This window comes from Salmonella sp. SAL03688, assembly GCF_046551895.1.
Classification (GTDB): Bacteria; Pseudomonadota; Gammaproteobacteria; order Enterobacterales; family Enterobacteriaceae; genus Salmonella; species Salmonella enterica.
Window position 1 is genome coordinate 40,516 of record NZ_JBGDVI010000010.1, and the last position, 20,691, is coordinate 61,206.

Annotated in this window: 18 protein-coding genes; 13 read left to right on the top strand and 5 right to left on the bottom strand. The window is 54.3% G+C overall.

Going from position 1 to position 20,691, the window contains the following annotated elements; translation table 11 throughout:
• Positions 1 to 249 precede the first annotated feature (249 nt).
• Positions 250 to 1,851, top strand: coding sequence for an EAL domain-containing protein (locus ACLJR2_RS12095; RefSeq protein ID WP_000083652.1), 1,602 nt, complete (start codon positions 250 to 252; stop codon positions 1,849 to 1,851).
• Here ACLJR2_RS12095 and soxS read toward each other — a convergent pair.
• The gene (soxS, locus tag ACLJR2_RS12100; RefSeq protein WP_000019483.1) at positions 1,839 to 2,162 is read right to left on the bottom strand and encodes a superoxide response transcriptional regulator SoxS; all 324 of its coding nucleotides are present in this window, start codon (positions 2,160 to 2,162) and stop codon (positions 1,839 to 1,841) included. The two genes, ACLJR2_RS12095 and soxS, sit on opposite strands and share 13 nt — an antisense overlap.
• Before the next feature lie 86 nt (positions 2,163 to 2,248).
• Here soxS and soxR point away from each other — a divergent pair, with 86 nt between their 5' ends.
• The 4 genes from soxR (at position 2,249) to ACLJR2_RS12120 (ending at position 7,160) form a co-directional block, all read left to right on the top strand.
• Entirely contained in the window at positions 2,249 to 2,707 is a 459-nt protein-coding gene (soxR, locus tag ACLJR2_RS12105; RefSeq protein ID WP_000412686.1) for a redox-sensitive transcriptional activator SoxR, read from the top strand.
• Positions 2,708 to 2,999: 292 nt separating this feature from the next.
• Entirely contained in the window at positions 3,000 to 3,668 is a 669-nt protein-coding gene (locus ACLJR2_RS12110; RefSeq protein ID WP_000958575.1) for a glutathione S-transferase family protein, read from the top strand.
• A 346-nt stretch (positions 3,669 to 4,014) separates the two neighbouring features.
• The gene (gene ghxP / locus ACLJR2_RS12115; protein ID WP_000106901.1) at positions 4,015 to 5,364 is read left to right on the top strand and encodes a guanine/hypoxanthine transporter GhxP; all 1,350 of its coding nucleotides are present in this window, start codon (positions 4,015 to 4,017) and stop codon (positions 5,362 to 5,364) included.
• A 149-nt stretch (positions 5,365 to 5,513) separates the two neighbouring features.
• The gene (locus ACLJR2_RS12120; RefSeq protein WP_000402189.1) at positions 5,514 to 7,160 is read left to right on the top strand and encodes a Na+/H+ antiporter; all 1,647 of its coding nucleotides are present in this window, start codon (positions 5,514 to 5,516) and stop codon (positions 7,158 to 7,160) included.
• A gap of 94 nt (positions 7,161 to 7,254) precedes the next feature.
• On the opposite strand, the gene ACLJR2_RS12125 is transcribed toward ACLJR2_RS12120, so the two are convergent.
• Positions 7,255 to 8,142 carry a LysR family transcriptional regulator gene (locus ACLJR2_RS12125; protein ID WP_000354959.1) on the bottom strand — a complete coding sequence of 296 codons (888 nt, stop codon included), beginning with the start codon at positions 8,140 to 8,142 and terminating at the stop codon, positions 7,255 to 7,257.
• Positions 8,143 to 8,245: 103 nt separating this feature from the next.
• On the opposite strand from ACLJR2_RS12125, the gene ACLJR2_RS12130 reads away from it, so the two are divergent.
• A complete protein-coding gene (locus ACLJR2_RS12130; RefSeq protein WP_000257347.1) occupies positions 8,246 to 8,656 on the top strand; it encodes a CidA/LrgA family protein in 411 nt (136 codons plus the stop codon).
• A complete protein-coding gene (locus ACLJR2_RS12135) occupies positions 8,649 to 9,338 on the top strand; it encodes an LrgB family protein (protein ID WP_001067096.1) in 690 nt (229 codons plus the stop codon). The genes ACLJR2_RS12130 and ACLJR2_RS12135 overlap by 8 nt, the downstream gene beginning before the upstream one ends.
• Positions 9,339 to 9,376: 38 nt before the next feature.
• Here ACLJR2_RS12135 and actP read toward each other — a convergent pair whose 3' ends face one another.
• From actP to acs, 3 genes are all read right to left on the bottom strand, one after another.
• On the bottom strand, positions 9,377 to 11,026 hold the full coding sequence (gene actP, locus ACLJR2_RS12140) for a cation/acetate symporter ActP (protein ID WP_000832536.1): 1,650 nt from the start codon (positions 11,024 to 11,026) through the stop codon (positions 9,377 to 9,379).
• A complete protein-coding gene (locus ACLJR2_RS12145; RefSeq protein ID WP_000999620.1) occupies positions 11,023 to 11,337 on the bottom strand; it encodes a DUF485 domain-containing protein in 315 nt (104 codons plus the stop codon). The genes actP and ACLJR2_RS12145 overlap by 4 nt, the downstream gene beginning before the upstream one ends.
• A gap of 238 nt (positions 11,338 to 11,575) precedes the next feature.
• Positions 11,576 to 13,534, bottom strand: a complete 1,959-nt coding sequence (gene acs / locus ACLJR2_RS12150; protein ID WP_000083878.1) for an acetate--CoA ligase — start codon at positions 13,532 to 13,534, stop codon at positions 11,576 to 11,578.
• Positions 13,535 to 13,965: 431 nt separating this feature from the next.
• Here acs and nrfA point away from each other — a divergent pair, with 431 nt between their 5' ends.
• From nrfA to nrfG, 6 genes are all read left to right on the top strand, one after another.
• Positions 13,966 to 15,402, top strand: coding sequence for an ammonia-forming nitrite reductase cytochrome c552 subunit (gene nrfA, locus ACLJR2_RS12155; RefSeq protein WP_000101787.1), 1,437 nt, complete (start codon positions 13,966 to 13,968; stop codon positions 15,400 to 15,402).
• 111 nt (positions 15,403 to 15,513) lie between these two features.
• A complete protein-coding gene (nrfB, locus tag ACLJR2_RS12160; RefSeq protein ID WP_000115065.1) occupies positions 15,514 to 16,080 on the top strand; it encodes a cytochrome c nitrite reductase pentaheme subunit in 567 nt (188 codons plus the stop codon).
• A complete protein-coding gene (gene nrfC, locus ACLJR2_RS12165; RefSeq protein WP_001278030.1) occupies positions 16,077 to 16,748 on the top strand; it encodes a cytochrome c nitrite reductase Fe-S protein in 672 nt (223 codons plus the stop codon). The genes nrfB and nrfC overlap by 4 nt, the downstream gene beginning before the upstream one ends.
• Positions 16,745 to 17,701: a cytochrome c nitrite reductase subunit NrfD gene (gene nrfD / locus ACLJR2_RS12170; protein ID WP_000186600.1), complete on the top strand. Its 957-nt coding sequence runs from the start codon at positions 16,745 to 16,747 to the stop codon at positions 17,699 to 17,701. The genes nrfC and nrfD overlap by 4 nt, the downstream gene beginning before the upstream one ends.
• A complete protein-coding gene (gene nrfEF, locus ACLJR2_RS12175) occupies positions 17,694 to 19,916 on the top strand; it encodes a heme lyase NrfEFG subunit NrfEF (RefSeq protein ID WP_000551702.1) in 2,223 nt (740 codons plus the stop codon). The genes nrfD and nrfEF overlap by 8 nt, the downstream gene beginning before the upstream one ends.
• Positions 19,913 to 20,533 (top strand): heme lyase NrfEFG subunit NrfG, encoded by a 621-nt coding sequence (gene nrfG / locus ACLJR2_RS12180; protein ID WP_000083236.1) that lies wholly within the window; start codon positions 19,913 to 19,915, stop codon positions 20,531 to 20,533. The genes nrfEF and nrfG overlap by 4 nt, the downstream gene beginning before the upstream one ends.
• Positions 20,534 to 20,691 lie beyond the last annotated feature (158 nt).

Genomic DNA, 20,691 nt, shown 5'->3' on the forward strand with positions numbered 1-20,691 from the left:
TTATTTATCAAAAGAAAGGAGTAAAGATGTATACCCCATCGTTTACTTAGGTATAAATCTGATATTATCAAAAATATTTAGCGTCCTGCCAGGTATGCGAGAGAGATTGCGCGTGGTTATTAATGATAAATGTTGAACGGTAAAAGTCTGTTGCTAATATTGATAAATTCATGCACCGTAAACCTCCATTTGGTTCACGTCTTATTTTGCCAACAATAGTCACAAATAATGCAGGGAAATAGGCTGAAAATGAGTCAAAGCACACGACGCAAGGTGTTGAGATTTCTCGGAACGATCATTGTGGTATTACTTCCTGTATTGCTGGCGATCTGGTTTGCTCATATCCGGGCAGTCTCTGAAACCAGAAATCAGTTACATTCATTTGCGCAGTTGGTATTAGATAAAACGGAGCGGGTTATCCTGCAAGCAGATTTAGCCCGCGATGCCGCTGAACAATATCAGGGGCAAGCCTGTACGCCAGCCCATCAACAGCGAATGCTGAATATTATCCGCGGTCGTTTGTACATTAATGAGTTGATTTATGCTAAGGGCCAGCGTTTTCTATGCTCTACGGTTATGACGCCAACAAGTCCTTATTTTATTCCCCGCGCTGACTATAAACGAAAGCCTGACATCGCTATTTATTACTATCGTGATACGCCTTTTTTCAACGGTTATAAAATGACATATATGCAGCGGGGAAACTATGTCGCGGTTATCAATCCCTTATCTTATAGCGAGGTGATGTCAGACGATCCGGCGTTGGCCTGGGGAATGTATGATACGGTGACCAACACCTTTTTCTCCCTGAGTGAACAGGCGCAGGCTGATCAGCTATTACCTTTGGTACGACGGAGTGAACCTGTGTTCCAACAGGGTGAGCGTTTCTATACTCTGGTTAAATCAGCAAAACGACCGGTTGCCGCGATTGTGTCAACCTCAAAGCAACGCTTTTACCAGAACCTCTTTCATCAGCTTACGTTAACGCTACCGTTAGGGATCATCTGTAGCATTATCGTCTTATTTATGTGGTCACGATCCCGGCAGGCATATTACTCACCGCGTCGATTGCTGCAACGGGCCATTACCAGGCACCAGCTTTGCCTTCATTATCAGCCGATCATTGATATCCGAAACGGGACATGTGTAGGTGCCGAAGCGCTATTGCGTTGGCCGGGCTATCACGGTCCGGTGATGAGCCCGTGCGAATTTATTCCGCTAGCGGAAAAAGAGGGGATGATTGAGCAGATCACCGATTATGTCGTCGAAGAGGTATTTAATGATTTAGGTGGTTTTCTGGCGGCGCACCCACATCTTTATGTCTCTATCAATCTCTCTGCCGCCGATTTTCTCTCTTCCCGGCTAATTGTGATGATTCATGAAAAAACGCGTCAGCATTCAGTGCTTGCGCAACAGATAAAGGTTGAAGTGACTGAGCGCGGATTTATTGATGTGCCTAAAATGACGCCGATTATTCAGGCGTTTCGCCAGGCGGGATACGAGGTGGCAATTGATGACTTTGGTACCGGCTATTCGAACTTGCATAACCTGTACTCATTAAATGTCGACCTTTTAAAAATTGATAAATCTTTTGTCGACACGCTAACCACTAATAGCGCCAGCCATTTGATTGTGGAACATATTATTGAAATGGCGCAAAGTTTGCGGCTAAAAATCATTGCGGAGGGGGTTGAAACGGCTGAACAGGTTAGCTGGTTGCTAAAACGCGGCGTTCAGTATTGTCAGGGATGGCACTTTGCGAAGGCGTTACCACCGCAGGAATTCATCTCCTGGCTACAACAAACGCCCGCGCCTCTGACGATACGCGGGCAGACGCCCTACAGGCGGTGACGGTAATCGCTGGGAGTGCGATCGAACTCGCGGCGGAATACACGCGAGAAGGTTTGCTGCGATACATAGCCCAGGTCCATCGCGATATCAAAAATCGGGCGCTCGGTCGTTCGTAGCTCAACGGCCGCCAACAGGAGACGGCGCTGGCGAATATACTCGCCTAATGTTTGATGCGTTACCGTACGAAACATCCGCTGCAAATACCACTTGGAGTAGCCCGATTTTTTTGCCACCACATCAATGTTTAGCGGTTGGTCGATATGTTCATCAATCCATTCGATAAGGGTCTGAATTATCTGCTGATGCGACATATTGTTGCCTCTTAAACAGTATTCGATTCGTCGTTTTGTCTGCGGGCGAGTATAATTCCTCAAGTTAACTTGAGGTAAAGCGATTTATGGAAAAAAAATCTCCCCGTTTAAAAGCCTTACTGACGCCGGGGGAAGTTGCGAAACGTAGCGGTGTTGCTGTGTCCGCCCTGCACTTCTATGAAAGCAAAGGGCTAATTACCAGTATCCGTAATAGCGGTAACCAACGGCGATACAAGCGTGACGTGTTGCGTTATGTCGCGATTATCAAGATCGCCCAGCGTATCGGCATCCCGCTGGCAACTATCGGCGACGCGTTTGGTATCTTGCCGGAAGGACATACGTTAAGCGCGAAAGAGTGGAAGCAGCTCTCCTCGCAGTGGCGCGAAGAGTTAGACCGACGTATTCATACGCTGGTGGCGTTGCGCGATGAGCTGGACGGTTGTATCGGCTGCGGCTGTTTATCGCGTAGCGACTGTCCGCTGCGAAATCCAGGCGACAGGCTTGGCGAACACGGGACGGGTGCCCGGCTGCTTGAAGATGATTAACATGCACTCGGCCATCGGGCTGAGCTCACCTAAAACTAAAGCGCCGCTAAGGGCGCTTTAGTTTGTTTCCGGTCTTTGTCTTTCGCTCTATCCCGCTGATTACAGGAGGGTTTCCCCCGACGTCAACACCCCTCATATCGAGCACGTGGTGGAGGTTCCGGTTTGTGTTGATACTGTAAGTGTAAGCGACGACGCCCTGTTCGCCAGCGAAATGCTGATTTTTTAGCCGAAATTTTTACGGCAACTGCCATAATTTTCTATAGTTAGTTGGCATACCTTACAGGAGACAGCCATGCTGACGGTGCACCATTTAAATCAGTCTCGTTCGCAGCGCATCCTCTGGGCGCTGGAAGAGCTGGCGTTGCCTTACCAGATTGTGCGTTACCAGCGTGAAAAGACCATGCTGGCGCCGCCGGCATTGAAAAAAGTGCATCCGCTGGGCAAGTCTCCGGTTATCGAAGATCACGGTATGGTTATTGCGGAATCGGGCGCCATCCTGGAATATTTGCAGGACACTTACGACAGTATCGGACGCTTTAAACCTGCGGATGCGCAGGGGAAACAACACTATCGATTCTGGCTACATTACGCTGAAGGTTCGCTCATGCCCTTGCTATTGATGAGACTGCTCTTTACCTCTTTGGGTAAACCGCCGGTACCATTGGGCCTGCGAACGTTGGGCGGCGTGATCGGTAAGGGCGCGCAAAAAGCGTACCTTAATCCGCAACTGGAAACCCATGCGCGCTTTATTGACGGGCATCTGGCAAATCACCCCTGGTTTGCCGGAGAGCAGTTAAGTATGGCGGATATCCAGATGAGCTTCCCGCTATTTGCGCTGCTTGCCCGAGGCGGGATCGCTCATCTCGACCATATCAACGCATGGAAAGCGCGGGTAGAAATGCGTCCAGCCTGGCAGCGAGCGATTCAGCAGGGCGGTCCGTTTACCATTCCCGGCGGATAACGGTGTTTTTGTGAGCAGATTGCGCAACGTATTTGCTAACAGCGATGCGAAAAATTGTTGCTGGATTGCGCAGGGACGATAACGTTTGCGCATCGTCTGGCGATTTATTGAGCATACTAAGCAGAAAAGCATAAAAAGCGGCAAAGTTCAGTTGAAAAAGCGTTGATGATCGCTGGATAATCGTTTGCTTTTTTTTGCCACCCGTTTTGTATACGTGGAGCTAAACGTTTGCTTTTTTGCGGCGCCCCAGTTGTCGTAAATGTAGCACAAGGAGATAACGTTGCGCTGTTAGTGGATTACCTCCCACGTATACCGACGAATAATAAATTCTCAGGGGATGTTTTCTATGTCTACGCCTTCAGCGCGTACCGGCGGTTCACTCGACGCCTGGTTTAAAATTTCACAACGCGGGAGCACCGTTCGCCAGGAAGTCGTTGCTGGCTTAACCACGTTTCTCGCGATGGTTTACTCCGTCATCGTGGTGCCAGGGATGCTGGGTAAAGCCGGGTTCCCGCCTGCCGCCGTCTTTGTAGCGACCTGCCTGGTCGCAGGCGTCGGCTCTATTGTTATGGGGCTATGGGCGAATCTGCCGCTGGCTATCGGTTGTGCTATCTCGTTGACGGCGTTTACCGCGTTTAGCCTGGTCCTGGGGCAGCATATTAGCGTCCCGGTCGCGCTTGGCGCCGTATTCCTGATGGGCGTACTGTTTACCATTATCTCCGCCACCGGCATTCGTAGCTGGATTTTGCGTAACTTGCCGCAGGGCGTGGCCCACGGAACCGGTATCGGTATTGGCCTGTTTTTGTTGCTGATTGCCGCCAACGGCGTCGGCCTGGTCATTAAAAACCCGCTGGATGGCCTGCCGGTCGCGCTGGGCGATTTCGACACCTTCCCGGTGATTATGTCGCTTGTAGGGCTGGCTGTTATTCTCGGTCTGGAAAAGCTGAAAGTCCCCGGCGGCATTCTGTTGACCATTATTGGCATTTCTATTGTGGGTTTGCTCTTCGATCCTAACGTCCATTTTTCCGGCATTTTCGCCATGCCTTCGTTGAGCGATGAAAACGGCAACTCGCTGATCGGCAGCCTGGATATTATGGGCGCGTTAAACCCTGTCGTTCTGCCAAGCGTACTGGCGCTGGTGATGACGGCGGTGTTTGATGCGACCGGCACGATCCGTGCGGTCGCAGGGCAGGCTAATCTGCTGGACAAAGACGGACAAATTATCGATGGCGGCAAAGCGCTAACCACCGACTCCCTGAGTAGCGTTTTCTCCGGCCTGGTCGGGGCGGCGCCAGCCGCGGTGTATATCGAGTCTGCGGCCGGTACGGCGGCGGGCGGTAAAACGGGCCTGACGGCGATTACCGTGGGCGTGCTGTTTTTGCTGATCCTGTTTCTTTCGCCGCTCTCTTATCTCGTTCCCGTCTACGCAACCGCCCCGGCGCTCATGTATGTCGGTCTGCTGATGCTGAGTAACGTGGCGAAAATCGATTTTGCTGATTTCGTCGATGCGATGGCGGGGCTGGTAACGGCCGTATTTATTGTACTGACCTGTAACATCGTCACCGGGATTATGATCGGCTTTGCCACGCTGGTCGTCGGGCGTCTGGTTTCCGGCGAATGGCGTAAGCTGAATATCGGAACTGTCGTCATTGCGGTCGCGCTGGTCGCTTTTTATGCCGGCGGTTGGGCTATCTAGTTCTGCCTTCATTCTGAAAAACGGGCGGCGTTGGCCGCCCGTTTTCATTTTCAGGACACATCACGTTACCTTTTGCGTTAATCTGAAGAAGGTGAAACCGAGGCATGATGCCTTTCTCCATCATAAAAAACATCGCAAACAGGGAACGCATGGAAATTTTCTTCACAATACTCATCATGACCCTTGTGGTCTCGCTGTCGGGGGTATTTACGCGTGTATTACCCTTCCAGCTTCCTTTACCCCTTATGCAGATCGCCATTGGCGCGCTGTTGGCGTGGCCGACGTTTGGTTTGCATGTGGAATTCGACCCGGAACTCTTCCTGGTGCTGTTTATTCCGCCGCTGCTGTTTGCGGATGGCTGGAAGACGCCGACCCGTGAATTTCTTGAGCATGGACGAGAGATTTTCGGGCTGGCGCTGGCGCTGGTCCTGGTAACGGTCGTTGGAATCGGCTTCCTGATTTATTGGCTGGTGCCCGGCATTCCGCTGATCCCCGCCTTTGCACTGGCCGCCGTGCTGTCGCCGACCGATGCGGTAGCGCTCTCCGGAATTGTGGGCGAGGGGCGCATCCCGAAAAAAATCATGGGCATTCTGCAGGGAGAGGCGTTAATGAACGACGCCTCCGGTCTGGTATCGCTGAAATTCGCCGTCGCGGTGGCGATGGGGACGATGGTCTTTACCGTCGGCGGCGCGACGCTGGAATTTTTTAAGGTCGCTATCGGCGGTATTCTGGCGGGTTTTGTGGTCAGTTGGCTGTATGGCCGCTCGCTGCGTTTTTTGAGCCGCTGGGGCGGCGATGAGCCCGCGACGCAAATTGTCCTGCTGTTTCTGCTGCCCTTCGCGTCTTACCTGATTGCCGAGCATATTGGCGTCTCAGGCATCCTGGCCGCGGTTGCCGCCGGGATGACCATCACCCGTTCTGGCGTAATGCGCCGCGCGCCGCTGGCAATGCGTTTGCGTGCGAACAGTACCTGGGCGATGCTGGAATTTGTCTTTAACGGTATGGTCTTTCTGCTGTTGGGACTGCAATTGCCGGGTATTCTGGAATCTTCGCTGGCGGCGGCGGAAGCTGACCCGAATGTCGAAACCTGGATGCTCTTTACCGATATCGTGCTGATTTATGCGGCATTGATGCTGGTTCGCTTCGGCTGGCTGTGGACCATGAAAAAGTTCAGCCTGCGCTTTTTGAAGAAGAAACCGATGGAGTTCGCCAGCTGGACGTCGCGTGAAATTCTGATTGCCTCCTTCGCTGGCGTTCGTGGGGCGATCACCCTGGCTGGTGTGCTCTCTATACCGTTACTTTTGCCGGATGGCAGCGGATTTCCGGCGCGTTATGAACTGGTATTCCTGGCGGCTGGCGTCATTCTGTTCTCGTTATTTGTCGGCGTGATCATGCTGCCGCTGCTGTTGCAACATCTGGAAGTCGCCGATCATGCGCAACAGTTGAAAGAGGAGCGTATCGCCCGCGCGGCGACGGCGGAAGTGGCGATTGTCGCCATTCAGAAAATGGAAGAGCGTCTGGCGGCGGATACCGAAGAAAACATCGATAATCAGTTGCTTACTGAAGTAAGCTCGCGTGTCATTGGTAACTTGCGTCGCCGTGCCGATGGGCGAAACGATGTCGAAAGCTCCATACAGGAAGAAAACCTGGAGCGACGTTTCCGTCTGGCGGCGCTGCGTTCCGAACGCGCCGAGTTGTATCATCTGCGCGCCACGCGAGAAATCAGCAATGAAACATTGCAAAAGCTGCTGCACGACCTGGATTTGATGGAAGCGCTACTGATAGAAAATCAGTAGTCCTTGTGGCCCGGTGGCGCCATGCTTACCGGGCCTACAAGTAGGCCGGATAAGGTGCTTGCGCCGCCATCCGGCAAGGGTTTTAACCCATGGCTTACGGTTGTTTCAGCCAAAACCCTTCGCAACAGGTTAACCATGCCCGGGCGCTGTGCGACAGATACACGCCCTCGCGCCAAATCATGCCCAACTGCCAGCGGAGATCGCTTTCCAGCGGTAGCCAGCGCAGCGTGGCCTTATCCAGACGCTGACAAATCGGCTCCGGCAAAATGGCGATACCGACGCCCGCTTGCACCATGGCGGCGAGAAAATCCCATTGCCCGCTGCGCACGGCAATCCGTGGTTTTACGTCATGCTGGCTAAATAAGGTCATCAACTGGCGGCTCAGGGCAAAGTCTTCGTTATAGATAAGAAGAGGATGCTCCGCCAGAGCTTCAGGCGCGATGGAGTCGCAGCTTGTCCACTGACCGGAACGGGGAACCAGCACGCACAGCGGATGACTGAACAGCGATAACGTCGTCAGCCCGCTTGCTTCTTCCACCGGGAGCGCGGTCATCGCAACATCCAGCTCGCCATTCATTACCGCCTGCTGTACCGTCAGGCCGCCAAACTCCGAAATTTTGAGTTCAACGCCAGGGTAGCGTTGTCGAAACAAACTGATTGGCCCGGCCATCAACATGCCGACCATCGGGGGAATACCCAGCCGCAGCACGCCCTTATTGAGATGGTTAATATCGCTCAACTCAGCCTCTAACTGGCGAAACTCAGCGAGGATCGCCAGACCGCGTTCAAACACCACGCGTCCGGTATCGGTCAGCAATAACTTACGTCCGTCGCGGATCAGTAGCGTACAGTTAAGCTCATCTTCAAGATTTTTCAGCATCTTGCTAATGGTGGGCTGGGTGACAAATAACTTCTCCGCTGCGCGGGTGAAACTTTGCTGGCGCACCACCTCGACAAAATAACGCAGCGTTCTGATATCCATGATTATTCCTTCCGACTATGCCTGCAATGATTTTAATTCATTTCTGCCCGTGACGGAGGTTCTCTATACTGGCGCTCCGTATTATTTTTCAGGACATTCCCTCATGGCTGTGGCGATAAGCCGCGTTACGCCTGCCGTTGTGCAACGACTCCAGGTACCGGTTCAGGTACTGCTCTATGCAGGTTTATTCATTTTTTCCCAATATCTTGTCTCCTGGCTGCACCTGCCGTTGCCCGCGAATCTGGTCGGCATGGTGCTTATGTTGGCGCTGATCGTTTGCCGGATTATTCCGCTTAGCTGGGTACGCGCAGGCGCACGCTGGCTGCTGGCGGAGATGCTGTTATTCTTTGTTCCCGCCGTCGTGGCGGTAGTGAACTATGCCCATCTGTTACTGGTGGACGGCTGGCGCATCTTCTCGGTGATAGCGATCAGTACCTTAATGGTACTCGGCGCGACGGCGTGGGTGGTGGATAAAGTGTATCGCTATGAGATGAGCAGGCTAAACCGTGAATAACGTTCAGTTAAGCGTACTGTGCCTGGTGATTACGCTGGGGATTTACTTCGCCAATAAGCGTCTGTATCGCCGTTTTCGCAAACTGCCGTTGATGCCATTAGTGCTGACGCCGGCACTGCTGGTGTTAATGCTGGTGTTCGGTCATATCTCCTGGCAAAACTACATTGGTGAATCGCACTGGCTATTGTGGCTGCTCGGCCCGGCGACTATTGCCTTTGCGGTGCCGGTGTACGATAACCTCGCGATTATCAAACGTCACTGGATGTCGCTCACCGCGGGCGTAGTGACGGCGACGGTGGTGGCAGTCACCAGTTCCGTTTGGCTGGCGCGTCTGTTCACGTTATCGGATGAGATTCAGCGTAGTCTGGCGGTACGTTCCGTTACTACGCCGTTTGCGCTGGCGGCGGCAGAACCCCTGGGCGGGCAGCCGGATCTGGTGGCGCTGTTCGTGGTCGTCACTGGCGTGTTTGGCATGGCGGTCGGCGACGCGCTATTTTTGCGTCTCTCTATCCGGGAAGGCATGGCAAAAGGGGCAGGATTCGGCGCGGCGTCACATGGGGCGGGCACGGCGCGTTCCTATGAACTTGGTCAGCAGGAGGGCGTCGTCGCCAGTCTGGTAATGATGCTGTCCGGCGTGGTGATGGTGCTGGCAGCCCCGCTGGTGGCGAGGGTGATGTTCTGATTTTCCTCCGACCCACGGGGCCGGAGGAAACGGTAAGATTAATGCGCACGCCCTTGTTGTACGCCGAATCCCGTTTGGGAGCGGATAAACTGAGCGCGGAACTGCTCACGTTCACGGTTGCCTTCTGCCGAGTTATCGGTGGCCGAGAAAAACCAGATCCCCAGGAACGCCACGCTGATAGAGAACAGCGCCGGATACTCATACGGGAAGATCGCTTTTTCGTGGCCGAGGATCTGCACCCAAATGGTAGGGCCAAGAATCATCAGCACCACCGCTGTCAGTAAACCTAACCAGCCGCCCAGCATAGCGCCGCGCGTGGTCAGTTTTGACCAGTACATGGAAAGCAGAATGATGGGGAAGTTGCAGCTCGCGGCGATAGCAAATGCCAGGCCCACCATAAAGGCGATGTTCTGATTTTCAAACAGGACGCCGAGGATAATGGCGATCACGCCCAGCACCAGGACGGTGATTTTCGACACCTTCAGCTCTTCACGTTCGGTTGCGCCTTTGCGGAACACGTTGGCGTACAAGTCATGCGACACCGCCGATGCGCCCGCCAGCGTCAGACCTGCGACCACCGCCAGAATGGTGGCAAACGCCACTGCCGAAATAAAGCCGAGGAACAGGTTGCCGCCTACCGCGTTGGCCAGATGCACCGCCGCCATGTTATTGCCGCCAATCAGCGCGCCCGCGGCATCTTTATAGGCTGGATTCGCCCCCACCAGCATGATAGCGCCGAAGCCGATAATAAAGGTCAGAATGTAGAAATAGCCCATAAAACCGGTGGCATAGAACACGCTCTTGCGCGCTTCGCGGGCATCGCTGACCGTAAAGAAACGCATCAGAATATGCGGCAAGCCGGCGGTGCCGAACATCAGTCCCAGACCCAACGACAACGCCGAAATCGGATCTTGTACCAACCCTCCTGGGCTCATAATCGCTGTGCCTTTCGGGTGTACCGCCATGGCTTCGGTAAACAGATTATTGAAGCTAAAGCCGACGTGTTTCATCACCATAAAGGCCATAAAACTGGCGCCAAACAGCAACAGGACGGCTTTGATAATTTGCACCCACGTTGTCGCCAGCATCCCGCCGAACAGCACGTACATCATCATCAGCACGCCGACCAGCACCACGGCGATGTGATAGTTGAGGCCGAACAGCAGTTCAATCAGTTTACCGGCGCCGACCATTTGGGCGATGAGATAAAGCGCCACCACTACCAGGGAGCCACAGGCCGAAAGAATACGGATTGGCCCCTGTTTCAGGCGATAAGAGGCAACGTCAGCAAAAGTATAACGTCCCAGATTACGCAGGCGCTCGGCAATCAAAAACAGGATGATTGGCCAGCCGACAAGGAAGCCCAGCGAATAGATCAGCCCGTCATAACCGGAGGTAAACACCAGCGCGGAAATGCCGAGAAATGACGCGGCGGACATATAGTCGCCGGCAATCGCCAGGCCGTTCTGGAACCCGGTGATATTGCCGCCTGCGGTGTAGTAGTCGCTACGGGAACGTACGCGTTTAGAGGCCCAGTAGGTAATACCGAGCGTAAACACGACGAAAATCAAAAACATGATAATCGCCTGCCAGTTGGTGGGCTGGCGTTCAACCGCGCCGCTAATGGCATCCGCCGCATGAGCGGCGAAGGGGAGTGCGGCGGCGAGCGCCGTCAGAACTCTCTTCATAATGCTTTCACCTCATGCAGTACGGCGTTATTAAGACGATCGAATTCGCCGTTCGCCCGCCAGATATAAATTCCGGTCAACACAAAAGAAATCACAATCACCCCGACGCCAATGGGAATTCCTCGGGTGACGCTGGTTCCCGCATGTAGAGGCGTGCCCAGCCAGCCAGGCGCGAAGGCGATCAGTAAAATAAAGCTGATATAAACCGCCAGCATGATAACCGACAGAATCGTGGCAAACCGTTGCCGTTTTTCAACTAATTCCCTGAAACGCGCACTGTCTTCTATCCGCTGATAAATTTGGTCATTCATCACAGAGCTCTCCAGAGGTCCCCCTGCGTCTTTCGCGCTACAGGCGCGTTGGCCGCACTCGCGCGCCCCAGCCACATAGTGAACTATGCTGCTGAGGGTGTGCTCGCTTGCCGCCTTCCTGTAACACGAAATCCTTTGGGGGAGGTTTTTTTATATTTCCCTCTCCCGGTTTGAGAGAGGGCAGGGGTAGGGTCGTAGGCCGGATAAAACGCTTCGCGTTGCCATCCGGCATTTATGGTTATGACGGCATCGCGATGGCCTGCTTCTCTTCGAGCAGTTTCTCCACCACGCCAGGATCGGCGAGAGTCGAAGTATCGCCCAGATTGCTGGTATCGCCCGCCGCGATTTTGCGCAAAATACGGCGCATAATTTTGCCGGAACGGGTTTTTGGCAGTGAGTCGGTCCAGTGCAGCACGTCCGGCGTCGCCAGCGGGCCAATCTCTTTACGTACCCAGTTGCGCACCTCCGCGTACAGTTCTGGCGACGGTTCCTCGCCGTGGTTGAGCGTCACATAAGCGTAAATCGCCTGGCCTTTGATAGCGTGTGGAATACCCACCACCGCCGCTTCGGCGATCTTCGGATGCGCCACCAGCGCTGACTCGATTTCCGCCGTACCCAGACGGTGGCCGGAGACGTTTAACACGTCATCCACGCGACCGGTGATCCAGTAATAGCCGTCTTCATCGCGACGAGCGCCGTCGCCGCTGAAATACATATTCTTAAAGGTAGAGAAATAGGTCTGCTCAAAACGTTCATGATCGCCGAACAGAGTGCGCGCCTGGCCCGGCCAGGAATCGGTGATGACCAGATTGCCTTCCGTCGCGCCTTCTTGCGGATGGCCTTCGTTATCCACCAGCGCAGGCTGTACGCCAAAGAAAGGACGGGTGGCGGAACCGGCTTTCAGTTCGATAGCGCCCGGTAGCGGCGTGATCATAAAACCGCCTGTTTCAGTCTGCCACCAGGTGTCGACGACCGGACATTTTTCATTGCCGATCTTCTTCCAGTACCATTCCCACGCTTCGGGATTGATCGGCTCGCCGACGGAACCCAGAATGCGCAGTGAAGAACGGTCGGTGCCTTCAATGGCTTTATCGCCTTCCGCCATCAGCGCGCGGATGGCCGTCGGGGCGGTATAGAGAATGTTGACCTGGTGTTTGTCGACCACCTGGCACATGCGAGCGGGCGTTGGCCAATTCGGCACGCCTTCAAACATTAAGGTGGTCGCGCCGCAGGCCAGCGGGCCATACAACAGATAGCTGTGCCCCGTCACCCAACCCACATCGGCGGTACACCAGTAAATATCGCCAGGGTGATAATCAAAGACATACTTAAAGGTGGTCGCGGCGTAGACCAGATAGCCGCCGGTGGTGTGCAGCACGCCTTTCGGCTTGCCGGTGGAGCCGGAGGTATAAAGGATAAACAGCGGATCTTCGGCATTCATCGCTTCAGGCTGGTGCTCAGGGCTGGCTTTTTCAATCAAATCGCGCCACCACAGGTCGCGGCCTTCTTGCCAGTCAATGTCGCTGCCGGTGCGCTTCAGGACGATCACATGCTCAACGCTAGTGACATTCGGGTTTTTCAGCGCGTCATCGACATTCTTTTTCAGCGGGATACTGCGTCCGGCACGTACACCTTCGTCAGCGGTGATCACCAGCCGCGAGCTGGAGTCGATAATGCGTCCGGCGACGGCTTCCGGCGAGAAGCCCCCGAAGATCACCGAATGCACCGCGCCGATGCGGGCGCAGGCCAACATTGCCACCGCCGCTTCCGGCACCATCGGCATATAAATCGCTACCACATCGCCTTTTTTAATGCCCAGATCCAGCAGCGTATTCGCGAAACGGCAGACATCGCGATGCAGTTCGCGATAAGAGATATGTTTACTCTGCGACGCGTCATCGCCTTCCCAGATAATGGCGGTGCGATCGCCATTTTCCTGCAAATGGCGGTCAAGACAGTTCGCCGCCAGATTCAGCGTGCCGTCCTCGTACCATTTAATCGACACATTGCCTGGCGCAAAGGAGGTGTTTTTCACTTTTTGGTACGGCGTGATCCAATCGAGAATTTTTCCCTGTTCGCCCCAAAACGTATCGGGGTCGTTAATAGACTGTTTATATTTAGTCTCATACTGCTCTGGATTTATCAGGCAACGATCCGCAATGTTGGCGGGAATGGCGTGTTTATGTGTTTGGCTCATGCTGTTGTTCTCCTTGTAAGATGTTAATAATATGTCGCATAAACGTTAAATGTAGGGTCTTAATAAGTTTTGTTTAGTATTTGGGCGACAGATCACGCAAAAAGGGAACTGTGCAAATAAGCAGCAATCTATTTTTTGATTGTGTCCCGCAAAATTAGATAAATTTTCGGGATAACATGACGTTATATGAAATTTTTTAAAAAAGTGATCCGTGTCCGGAAATCAGAAAAGAGAGGGAGTTTTGTCCAGGTTACTAACTCTAAAGTGGTATTTTACATACACTTACAATTGATTAAAGACAACATTTTAAGTGTGGTTATTTGTTACACATAGAGGAGAGCAATGTAATAACAGTATTTGTGCGGTTGCTGTTATGGAAAACGATAAAAAATCGCCGTTAAAAATAATGGCGCAATCTGGATGAGACCTCTATGGCAAGGAAAACACTACGCGCACGCCGTTTCTTCAGCCTTATATTTCCTTTTTTCTTCATTACCTCTGTTTACGCTGAGCAAACGCCTGTATCCGCAAAAACCGTTACTGTTGAAGCGAAAAATGAAACGTTCGCGCCTCAACACCCCGACCAATATCAGTCATGGAAAGCGACGTCAGAACAGTCTGCCCGTGAAGATGCGCTGGCGGAAGACCCTCGTCTGGTGATCCTGTGGGCGGGCTATCCCTTCTCCCGTGATTACAACAAACCACGCGGCCACGCGTATGCGGTAACTGACGTGCGCGAAACACTGCGTACTGGCGCGCCAAAAACGGCGGAAGACGGCCCGCTGCCGATGGCCTGCTGGAGTTGTAAAAGCCCCGATGTCGCGCGCCTTATCCAACAAGAAGGCGAAGACGGCTACTTCCATGGCAAATGGGCGCGCGGCGGCCCGGAAATTGTCAACGATTTGGGCTGTGCCGACTGTCATAACACCGCGTCGGACGATTTCGCCCAGGGGAAGCCAGCATTAACGTTGTCGCGCCCCTATGCCGAACGGGCGATGGAGGCTATCGGCAAACCGTTTGAGAAAGCCGGTCGCTTTGATCAGCAATCGATGGTCTGCGGCCAGTGCCACGTGGAGTACTACTTTGACGGTAAAAACAAAGCCGTTAAGTTCCCGTGGGATGAGGGCATGAAGGTCGAAAATATGGAGCAATACTACGACGCCATCGCCTTCTCTGACTGGACAAACTCGCTGTCGAAAACCCCAATGCTCAAAGCGCAGCACCCGGAATATGAAACCTGGAGCGCGGGCATTCACGGTAAGAACAACGTGACCTGTATCGACTGCCACATGCCGAAAGTACAGAACGCCGAAGGCAAGCTCTACACCGACCATAAAATCGGCAACCCGTTCGACAATTTCGCGCAAACCTGCGCCAACTGCCACACCCAGGACAAAGCGTCCCTGCAAAAGGTGGTCGCCGAGCGTAAACAGGCGATTCATGACCTGAAAATCAAGGTTGAAGATCAGCTGGTTCGTGCGCACTTCGAAGCGAAAGCCGCATGGGATGCGGGGGCGACAGACGCGGAAATGAAACCGATTCTGAACGATATTCGCCACGCGCAGTGGCGTTGGGATCTGGCGATTGCGTCACACGGTATTCATATGCATGCCCCGGAAGAAGGTCTACGGATGTTAGGCAGTGCGATGGATAAAGCCGCGGATGCCCGTACTAAACTGGCGCGACTGCTGGCGACCAAAGGCATTACCCATGAAATTCCGCTGCCGGATATTTCGACGAAAGAGAAGGCGCAGAAAGCGATTGGTTTGAATATGCAACAAATCAACGCGGAGAAGCAGGACTTCATCAAAACGGTGATTCCGCAGTGGGAAGATCAGGCGCGTAAAAACGGTCTGTTAAGCCAATAACCTCACATGTGACAAATTTGCCGGATGACAGCGCAAGCGCTTTATCCGGCCTACAGAAGTCTTGTAGGCCTTAAAGCTGCGCGCCATCAGGCATTATGTAATGGAGTGAATATGAGCGTATTACGTTCGTTATTAACTGCTGGGGTGCTGGCGTCAGGCCTGTTCTGGAGCCTGAGTGGAATTACTGCCACGCCAACGCCGCAGGAGTCTGATCAACGCTGGACGGTCACCCAGCAGCGTAATCCGGATGCTGCCTGTCTGGACTGTCACAAGCCGGACACCGAAGGTATGCACGGTAAACATACGGGCGCTATCAACCCGAACAATAAATTGCCGATAACCTGTACCAACTGCCACGGTCAACCGTCGCTTCACCACCGTGAAGGGGTGAAAGATGTGATGCGTTTTAACGACCCGATGTATACGGTAGAGCAGCAGAACAGCGTCTGTATGTCCTGCCACCTGCCTGAACAACTGCAAAAAGCGTTCTGGCCGCACGATGTTCATGTTACTAAAGTGACCTGCGCCAGTTGCCATTCCCTGCATCCGCAGCAAGACACGATGCAGACGCTAAGCGAGAAAGGTCGGATCAAAATATGCGTGGATTGCCACAGCGATCAGCGTACTAACCCGCACTTTAATCCGGCGTCCGTTCCGTTGCTTAAGGAGCAGCCATGAGTTGCACCCGACGTCAATTTATTACCCGCGTCGGCGCGCTGGCGGCGGTCAGTGGGATGGCAGGACGCGTTGTAGCGAACACGTTGAATATTAACGGCGTGCGTTATGGCATGGTACACGATGAGTCATTATGCATCGGCTGCACGGCCTGCATGGATGCCTGTCGGGAAGTCAACACCGTGCCGGAAGGCGTATCGCGCCTGACGATTATTCGCAGCGAGCCGCAGGGGACGTTTCCTGATGTGAAATATCGCTTCTTCCGCCACTCGTGCCAGCATTGCGACCATGCCCCCTGCGTTGACGTCTGCCCGACCGGCGCATCATTCCGCGATGCCGCCAGCGGTATTGTCGACGTGAACCCGGACCTTTGCGTTGGCTGTCAGTACTGCATTGCCGCGTGTCCCTACCGCGTGCGCTTTATCCATCCGGTCAGTAAGACGGCGGATAAGTGCGATTTCTGCCGGAAAACCAACCTGAAAGCGGGCAAACAGCCCGCCTGCGTTGAGTCATGTCCGACGAAGGCGCTGACGTTTGGTAATCTGGACGATCCCAACAGCGATATCTCCCGTTTGTTGCGGCAAAAAACCACCTATCGTTACAAGCTGGCGCTGGGCACAAAACCGAAGGTCTATCGCGTTCCCTTTAACTATGGGGAGGTGAGCCAATGACCCCCGCTTCTGCATTTCATTTTGCATCACTGGTGTGGGACTGGCCCATCGCCATCTATCTGTTTCTGATTGGCATCTCAGCCGGACTGGTCACGTTGGCGATTCTGCTGCGTCGCTTCCATCCGGAGGCGGGCGGTTCGGACAGCACGCTGCTGCGCACTACGCTGGTGTTAGGGCCGGGGGCGATTATCTTCGGTCTGCTGATTCTGGTCTTCCACCTGACGCGCCCGTGGACCTTCTGGAAGCTGATGTTCCACTACAGCTTTACCTCGGTGATGTCGATGGGGGTCATGCTGTTCCAGTTGTACATGGTAGTGCTGGTGCTGTGGCTGGCGAAAATCTTTGAAAAAGAGGTGATTGCCCTGCAACAGCGTTGGCTGCCGCGGTTAGGGATCGTGCAGAAAGTGTTGGCGCTAATAACGCCGTTTCATCGCGCGCTGGAGACGTTAATGCTGGTACTGGCGGTTCTGCTCGGAGCGTACACCGGCTTTCTGCTGTCGGCGCTGAAATCCTATCCGTTCCTGAATAACCCGATCCTGCCGGCGCTGTTCCTGTTCTCCGGCATCTCCTCCGGCGCGGCGGTGGCGCTGATCGCTATGGCGTTACGCCATCGTAGCAACCCGCACAGCACCGAGGCGCGCTTTGTACATCGCATGGAAACCCCAGTGGTATGGCTGGAGATCTTCCTGCTGGCGGCCTTTTTTATCGGGCTGGCGCTGGGCGATGACGGCAAAATGCGCGCGCTGGCGGCGGCGCTGGGCGGCGGATTCTGGAGCTGGTGGTTCTGGCTTGGGGTCGTAGGGCTGGGATTGATTATCCCGCTGCTGCTGAAGCCCTGGGCAAACCGTAGCGTCACGTTTCACGGCGTGCTGGCCGTTTGCGGCGCCAGTTTGACCGGCGTGCTGCTGCTGCGCTTTTTCATTCTTTATGCGGGACAGCTAACGGTTGCATAATCTGGACATCTTCCTTCCTGAAGCCGGATTTCTGGCGCTGTTGTTGAGTCTCGGGGTCAACGTGTTGACCCCGCTGGCGACGTGGTGCGGGATGGGGCTGCACTGGCGCGGCGTCATGCGCCTGACGACCTGCGGCGCGTGGACGGCGTTCACGCTGCTGCTACTGGCGTTTGCGATTCTGGTTAGCTGTTTTCTGACCAGCGATTTTTCGGTCGTTTATGTTGCGCAGCATAGCCATAGTCAGTTGTCATGGGGACTGCAACTGGCGGCGGTATGGGGCGGTCATGAAGGCTCGCTCCTGCTGTGGGCGCTGCTTCTTTCGGGGTGGACGGCGCTATTCGCCTGGCGCTCCCGGCATGAATCTGACGCGCTTTTTCCGCTGACCCTGAGCATCTTGTCCCTCATTATGGCCTCGCTGCTGCTATTTATTGTGCTGTGGTCCGATCCGTTCCTGCGTATTTTCCCTCCCGCCATGGAAGGGCGCGACCTTAATCCTATGCTGCAACATCTGGGGCTGATCTTACATCCGCCGCTGCTCTATCTGGGTTATGGCGGCCTGATGACCGCGGCGAGCGTAGCGCTGGCTTCGCTACTGTGCGGCGGCTTTAACGCGGCAACCGCCTGGGTTTGCTGGCGCTGGGCGTTACCCGGCTGGTGCGCTCTGACGCTGGGGATCATTCTCGGATCGTGGTGGGCGTATTGCGAACTGGGCTGGGGCGGCTGGTGGTTCTGGGACCCGGTGGAAAATGCCTCGTTGTTGCCGTGGCTTGCCGCCAGCGCCTTGCTGCACAGTCTGTATGTCAGCCGCCAGCGAGGGAGCTTCCGTCACTGGTCGTTGCTGCTGGCGATACTGACGCTGATCCTCTCGTTGCTGGGAACGCTGATTGTGCGTTCCGGCATTCTTGTTTCGGTACATGCCTTTGCGCTGGATAACGTGCGCGCGGTGCCGCTGTTTACCCTTTTTGCTGCGTTAAGTCTGGCATCGCTTGCTCTGTACGGCTGGCGGGCGCGGGAGCCGTATCCGGCGACGCGTTTGGGCGGCGGAAAGTGCGAAACGCTCATTCTGACGACGCTGCTACTCTTTAGCGCCGTCTTGTTGATCGTGCTGGTCGGGACGCTCTACCCCATGATTTATGGTTTGATGGGCTGGGGAAGGCTTTCGGTGGGCGCGCCCTATTTTAATCGCGTCACGCTGCCGTTTGGCCTGCTGATGCTGGTAGTTATCGTGCTGGCGACAATCAGAAGCCGCAAAGTCTCTGTGCGTTGTCAGCTTCCGGCGTTGCTGGCGCATACGGGCGTATTTATCTTCGCCGCCGGGATCATGGTTTCCAGCGGCAGTCGGCATGAAATCAGTCTTAACCTCAGCCCCAGTCAGCAGGTAGTACTGGCGGGCTATACCTTTCGTTTCGAGCGTCTGGATCTGGAAGCCAAAGGCAACTACACCAGTGAAAAAGCGCTGATCACGTTGTGGCGGAATGAAAAACGCATTGGCAGCCTGCAGCCTGAAAGGCGCTTCTATGCCGCGCGTCGTCAACAGATGATGGAGCCGGGGATTCACTGGAACCTGCTACATGACTGGTACGCAGTGATGGGCGAAAAAACCGGAGCGGACCGTTACGCCATGCGCTTATACGTGCAGACTGGCGTGCGCTGGATCTGGGGAGGGGGATTGTTGATGGTGTTTGGCGCGCTGCTGAGCGGATGGCGGGGGAGGAAGCATCCTGAGTTATTGCCTGATGGCGCTGCGCTTATCAGGCCTACGAGTGAAAAGCATGGTAGGCCGGATAAGGCGTTCACGCCGCCATCCGGCAAGATGATGTTACTTGTGGCTTTTCTGATTTTTCTGCCTTTTACCACCCACGCCCAGGTGGTGGATACCTGGCGCTTTGACAATCCACAACAGCAGGAAAAAGCGCTGTCTATTGCCGGTCAACTGCGCTGTCCGCAGTGTCAGAACCAGAATTTGCTGGAATCCAATGCGCCCGTGGCGGTCAGTATGCGCCATCAGGTTTACAGCATGGTGGCCGAAGGTAAAAGCGAAGCGGAAATCACCGCCTGGATGACCGACCGTTATGGTGATTTCGTGCGCTACAACCCGCCGTTAAATGAGCAAACGCTGCTGTTGTGGGCGCTGCCGTGCCTGCTGTTATTGCTGGTGGGCGTGGTAGTCTGGCGGGTGAGAAAGCGTCAGCACGCAGAAAAGGGGGAACAATGAGCCAGTCTGAACACTCCACTGCGCCGTTACGTCCCATGCCCGTAAAGCGTCTGGCGGCTGCGGCGGTGTTGATGGTGGCTGCCTGTGTCGGCGGCTATCTGATGACGCCGAAATGGCAGGCTGTGCGTAGCGAGCAACAGCGTCTGGCCGATCCGCTACGTGACTTTACGAACCCGCAAACGCCAGAGGCGCAGCTTTCCAGGCTGCAAGAAAAAATCCGCGCCAATCCGCAGGATAGCGAGCAATGGGCGCGGCTGGGCGAGTATTATCTCTATCGCAATGCGTATGACAATGCGCTGCTGGCATATCGTCAGGCGTTGCGTCTGCGAGGCGATAACGCGCAGCTTTTCGCCGCGCTGGCAACGGTGCTGTATTACCAGGCCGGGCAACATATGACGCCTGCGACGCGTGAAATGATTAATAAAGCGTTAGCGCTGGATGCGACAGAAGTGACCGCGCAGATGCTGCTGGCGGCGGATGCGTTTATGCAGGCGGATTATGCGCAAGCCGTGTCGCTGTGGCAAACCTTACTGGATGCCAACTCGCCGCGAGTGAACCGCGCGCAGCTGGTAGAGGCCATTAATTTGGCTAAATTGTTACAAAATCGGCAGAAATAATTTTTTCTTTTTTGTGACTTTTGTCATGTGTGCTGTTTAAAAAAACGGCGAATGAGCCACAGGTAAAAATTAATTACCTCAGTGTATTATTCGTTTTTGACGAAGTAAAAAACTTTCCATAACAAATAGTTATTCATCATTAACGCCATAAACTCGCG

What these genes read in the sequence shown, in the direction of transcription:
- nrfB (WP_000115065.1), top strand. Translation starts at nt 15,514, where the DNA reads ATGAGCGTATTACGTTCGTTATTAACTGCTGGGGTGCTGGCGTCAGGC.
- ACLJR2_RS12120 (WP_000402189.1), top strand. Translation starts at nt 5,514, where the DNA reads ATGGAAATTTTCTTCACAATACTCATCATGACCCTTGTGGTCTCGCTG.
- ACLJR2_RS12095 (WP_000083652.1), top strand. Translation starts at nt 250, where the DNA reads ATGAGTCAAAGCACACGACGCAAGGTGTTGAGATTTCTCGGAACGATC.
- actP (WP_000832536.1), bottom strand. Translation starts at nt 11,026, where the DNA reads ATGAAGAGAGTTCTGACGGCGCTCGCCGCCGCACTCCCCTTCGCCGCT.
- ghxP (WP_000106901.1), top strand. Translation starts at nt 4,015, where the DNA reads ATGTCTACGCCTTCAGCGCGTACCGGCGGTTCACTCGACGCCTGGTTT.
- nrfA (WP_000101787.1), top strand. Translation starts at nt 13,966, where the DNA reads ATGGCAAGGAAAACACTACGCGCACGCCGTTTCTTCAGCCTTATATTT.
- nrfC (WP_001278030.1), top strand. Translation starts at nt 16,077, where the DNA reads ATGAGTTGCACCCGACGTCAATTTATTACCCGCGTCGGCGCGCTGGCG.
- ACLJR2_RS12130 (WP_000257347.1), top strand. Translation starts at nt 8,246, where the DNA reads ATGGCTGTGGCGATAAGCCGCGTTACGCCTGCCGTTGTGCAACGACTC.
- ACLJR2_RS12110 (WP_000958575.1), top strand. Translation starts at nt 3,000, where the DNA reads ATGCTGACGGTGCACCATTTAAATCAGTCTCGTTCGCAGCGCATCCTC.
- soxR (WP_000412686.1), top strand. Translation starts at nt 2,249, where the DNA reads ATGGAAAAAAAATCTCCCCGTTTAAAAGCCTTACTGACGCCGGGGGAA.
- nrfG (WP_000083236.1), top strand. Translation starts at nt 19,913, where the DNA reads ATGAGCCAGTCTGAACACTCCACTGCGCCGTTACGTCCCATGCCCGTA.
- ACLJR2_RS12145 (WP_000999620.1), bottom strand. Translation starts at nt 11,337, where the DNA reads ATGAATGACCAAATTTATCAGCGGATAGAAGACAGTGCGCGTTTCAGG.
- acs (WP_000083878.1), bottom strand. Translation starts at nt 13,534, where the DNA reads ATGAGCCAAACACATAAACACGCCATTCCCGCCAACATTGCGGATCGT.
- ACLJR2_RS12125 (WP_000354959.1), bottom strand. Translation starts at nt 8,142, where the DNA reads ATGGATATCAGAACGCTGCGTTATTTTGTCGAGGTGGTGCGCCAGCAA.
- soxS (WP_000019483.1), bottom strand. Translation starts at nt 2,162, where the DNA reads ATGTCGCATCAGCAGATAATTCAGACCCTTATCGAATGGATTGATGAA.
- nrfD (WP_000186600.1), top strand. Translation starts at nt 16,745, where the DNA reads ATGACCCCCGCTTCTGCATTTCATTTTGCATCACTGGTGTGGGACTGG.